This window comes from Saccharopolyspora indica (genome assembly GCF_027853965.1).
Classification (GTDB): domain Bacteria; phylum Actinomycetota; class Actinomycetes; order Mycobacteriales; family Pseudonocardiaceae; genus Saccharopolyspora; species Saccharopolyspora indica.
Window position 1 is genome coordinate 1 of sequence record NZ_JAQGLB010000044.1, and the last position, 3,566, is coordinate 3,566.

General features: G+C 68.3%; 3 protein-coding genes and 1 rRNA gene. 2 read left to right on the forward strand and 2 right to left on the reverse strand.

Features of this window, described 5'->3' with window-relative positions; genetic code table 11:
• Window positions 1-116: ribosomal RNA gene (gene rrf / locus OU416_RS40125) — 5S ribosomal RNA — on the forward strand.
• 173 nt (window positions 117-289) lie between these two features.
• Window positions 290-1,990 (forward strand): dihydroxy-acid dehydratase, encoded by a 1,701-nt coding sequence (gene ilvD, locus OU416_RS40130; RefSeq protein WP_270932343.1) that lies wholly within the window; start codon window positions 290-292, stop codon window positions 1,988-1,990.
• On the opposite strand, the gene OU416_RS40135 is transcribed toward ilvD, so the two are convergent.
• Both OU416_RS40135 and OU416_RS40140 read right to left on the reverse strand, forming a co-directional pair.
• Window positions 1,991-2,230: a zinc ribbon domain-containing protein gene (locus tag OU416_RS40135; RefSeq protein ID WP_270932344.1), complete on the reverse strand. Its 240-nt coding sequence runs from the start codon at window positions 2,228-2,230 to the stop codon at window positions 1,991-1,993.
• Between the two features lie 141 nt (window positions 2,231-2,371).
• Window positions 2,372-3,445 (reverse strand): ribonucleotide-diphosphate reductase subunit beta, encoded by a 1,074-nt coding sequence (locus OU416_RS40140; RefSeq protein WP_270932345.1) that lies wholly within the window; start codon window positions 3,443-3,445, stop codon window positions 2,372-2,374.
• Window positions 3,446-3,566: the final 121 nt, after the last annotated feature.

Consider the following 3,566-nt stretch of genomic DNA (forward strand, 5'->3'; position numbering starts at 1 on the left):
TCGGTGGCGATGGCGGGGAGGGTCCGCCCGGTCCCATTCCGAACCCGGTAGCTAAGCTCCCCAGCGCTGATGGTACTGCACTCGACAGGGTGTGGGAGAGTAAGACACCGCCGACACACTACTGAGAAGGGCCCCGTTCCCGGACATTTCAGTCCAGGGAACGGGGCCCTTCTTCTATTTTCCGGGAACGTTCGCAGAACACCAGAGGTGCCCGTCGGCCGCGGTCGGACGGAGCGCCGCCAGTTCGTCGACGAGCACTTCCGCTGTGGGCGCGCCTACAGTCCTGGGTGTGGATGCTTCGAAGCTCACCGAAGGTCAGCGCGCTCTGAAGCCCCGGAGCAGCGAGGTCACCGAGGGAATGGAGCGGGCCGCGGCGCGCGGGATGCTGCGCGCGGTCGGCATGCAGGACGCGGACTTCGGCAAGCCGCAGATCGGGGTCGCGTCCTCCTGGAACGAGATCACCCCGTGCAACCTCTCCCTGCAGCGGCTCGGCCGGGCGGCCAAGGACGGGGTGCACGAGGCCGGCGGGTTCCCGATGGAGTTCGGCACCATCTCGGTGTCCGACGGCATCTCGATGGGGCACGTCGGCATGCACTACTCCCTGGTGTCCCGGGAGATCATCGCCGATTCGGTCGAGACGGTGGTGGAGGCCGAGCGGCTGGACGGAACGGTCCTGCTCGCGGGCTGCGACAAGAGCCTGCCGGGAATGCTGATGGCGGCGGCCCGGCTCGACCTCGCCTCGGTGTTCGTCTACGCCGGTTCGATCCTGCCCGGGCGGGTGGACGACCGGGAGGTGACGATCATCGATGCCTTCGAGGCGGTCGGGGCCTGTGCCCGCGGCCTGATCTCCAGGGCCGAGGTGGATCGCATCGAGCGGGCCATCTGCCCGGGTGAAGGCGCGTGCGGTGGGATGTACACCGCGAACACCATGGCGTGCGCGGCGGAAGCGCTGGGCATGTCGATGCCGGGTTCGGCGAGCCCGCCGTCGGTGGACCGGCGCCGCGATGCGAGTGCGCGCGCTGCCGGGCGAGCGGTGATCGGCATGCTGGAGAACGGCCTGACGGCGCGGCGGATCCTGACCAAGCAGGCCTTCGAGAACGCGATCGCGGTGGTGATGGCCTTCGGCGGCTCCACCAACGCCGTGCTGCACCTGCTCGCCATCGCCCGCGAGGCCGACGTCGACCTGTCGCTGGAGGACTTCGACCGGATTGGCGACCGGGTGCCGCACCTCGCGGACGTCAAGCCGTTCGGCCGGTACGTGATGTCCGCGGTGGACCGCATCGGCGGTGTCCCGGTGGTGATGAAGGCGCTGCTGGACGCGGGACTGCTGAACGGCGACTGCCTGACGGTGACCGGGCGGACGGTCGCGGAGAACCTGGCCGAGCTCCAGCCGCCGGAACTGGACGGCGAGGTGCTGCACCGGCTGTCGGACCCGATCCACCCGACCGGCGGCCTGACGATCCTCCGCGGCTCGCTGGCCCCCGATGGTGCGGTGGTGAAGAGCGCAGGGTTCGATTCCGCGCGGTTCGACGGCACAGCACGGGTTTTCGACGGCGAGCAGGGCGCGATGGACGCGGTCGAGGACGGTTCGCTCAAGCCCGGTGACGTGGTCGTCATCCGCTACGAGGGACCGCGCGGTGGTCCGGGGATGCGGGAGATGCTCGCGGTGACCGGTGCGATCAAGGGCGCCGGCCTGGGCAAGGACGTCCTGCTGGTGACCGATGGCCGGTTCTCCGGCGGTACGACGGGGTTGTGCATCGGGCACGTGGCGCCGGAAGCCACCGACGGCGGGCCGATCGCGCTGGTCCAGGACGGCGACCCGATCAGGCTCGACCTCGCCGCCCGAACCCTGGACCTGCTGGTGGACGAAGCCGAGCTCCAGCGTCGCCGGGAGCGGTGGGCTCCACCGGAACCCCGTTTCCGCCACGGCGTTCTCGGCAAGTACGCGAAGCTGGTCGGCTCCGCGGCCGAAGGCGCGGTGTGCGGCTGATCAACCCTGCAGCTGTGCCTTCAGGCGCTCGGCGTCTCGCTTCCCGATCGATGTTGTCGTCCCGCACCAGGTGCAGGTCAGCGCATAGCGGATGCGAGTCGGGAACAGCGGGATGAAGAACAGGGTGAACTTGGTGACGCTCTTGTCGAGGGTCGTCGCGTACGTCCCGCGGCAGCCCGGGCAGTCCAGCCGCAGACTGCCCAGGCGCCGGACGATCCGCCGGAACCCGAAGATGATCATTCGCCCTCCCCGTTCGGTGCGACCGGCTGCCGGTGGAAACGCGGGCCGATCAGTCCTGGGAGGGATGGTTCCAGAGCGCGGCGGACGCGGTCACGGGTTCGGCGGTGAACGGCCGAGGCCAGGCCGTTCACCGCGATCCGCTCAGTCCCAGGACAGCGAGGCGCCGGACTGGTACTCGATGACCCGGGTCTCGAAGAAGTTCTTCTCCTTCTTGAGGTCCATCGCCTCGGACATCCACGGGAACGGGTTCTCCGCCTCCGGGAACACCGGCTCCAGGCCGAGCTGGTCGCAGCGCCGGTTGGTGATGAAGTGCATGTACTGGGCGCAGAGCTCGGCGTTGATGCCGAGGATGCCGCGGGGCATGGTGTCGCGGCCGTAGGCGATCTCCAGCTCGCAGGCCTCGGTGAGCATCCGGCGGATCTCGGCCTGGAACTCCGGGGTCCACAGGTGCGGGTTCTCGAGCTTGATCTGGTTGATGCAGTCGATGCCGAAGTTCAGGTGGATCGACTCGTCGCGCAGGATGTACTGGTACTGCTCGGCGATGCCGACCATCTTGTTCCGCCTGCCCAGCGCGAGGATCTGCGCGAAGCCGGTGTAGAACCACATGCCTTCGAAGATCACGTAGAAGGCGACCAGGTCGCGCAGGAACGCCTGGTCGGCCTCGGTGGTGCCGGTGGCGAAGTCCGGGTCTTCCAGGCTCTGGGTGTACTGCAGCGCCCAGGAGTCCTTGTCGGCGATCGACGGGATCTCCCGGTACATGTTGAACAGCTCGCCCTCGTCGAGGCCGAGGCTCTCGCAGATGTACTGGAAGGTGTGCGTGTGCACGGCCTCCTCGAAGGCCTGGCGCAGCAGGTACTGCCGGCACTCGGGGTTGGTGATGTGCCGGTAGACGGCGAGCACGATGTTGTTGGCGACCAGGGATTCGGCGGTGGCGAAGAAGCCGAGGTTGCGCTTGAGCATCAGGCGCTCGTCGTCGGTGAGTCCGTCGGTGGACTTCCACAGCGCGATGTCGGCCTGCATGGAGATCTCGGTCGGCATCCAGTGGTTGTTGCAGCCGGCGAGGTACTTGTCCCAGGCCCAGCCGTACTTCAGCGGCAGCAGCTGGTTGACGTCGGCGCGGGCGTTGATCATCGCCTTCTCGCTGACGTCGACGCGGCCGCCGTCGCGGTCGATCTCACCGAGGCCTGCGGAGGCGGGGGATTGCAGGGAGGTCATGGGAGTGGTGCTCCAAGAGGAAGTTCGGTTCGCAGGAGAGTCCGGGCACCGAGCGGGGCACCCGGGCAGCGGTCAATTTCGCGCGAAATTGACCGCCCCCTCGGGCGTCACAGGCAGGCTT

What these genes read in the sequence shown, in the direction of transcription:
- OU416_RS40140 (WP_270932345.1), bottom strand. Translation starts at nt 3,445, where the DNA reads ATGACCTCCCTGCAATCCCCCGCCTCCGCAGGCCTCGGTGAGATCGAC.
- OU416_RS40135 (WP_270932344.1), bottom strand. Translation starts at nt 2,230, where the DNA reads ATGATCATCTTCGGGTTCCGGCGGATCGTCCGGCGCCTGGGCAGTCTG.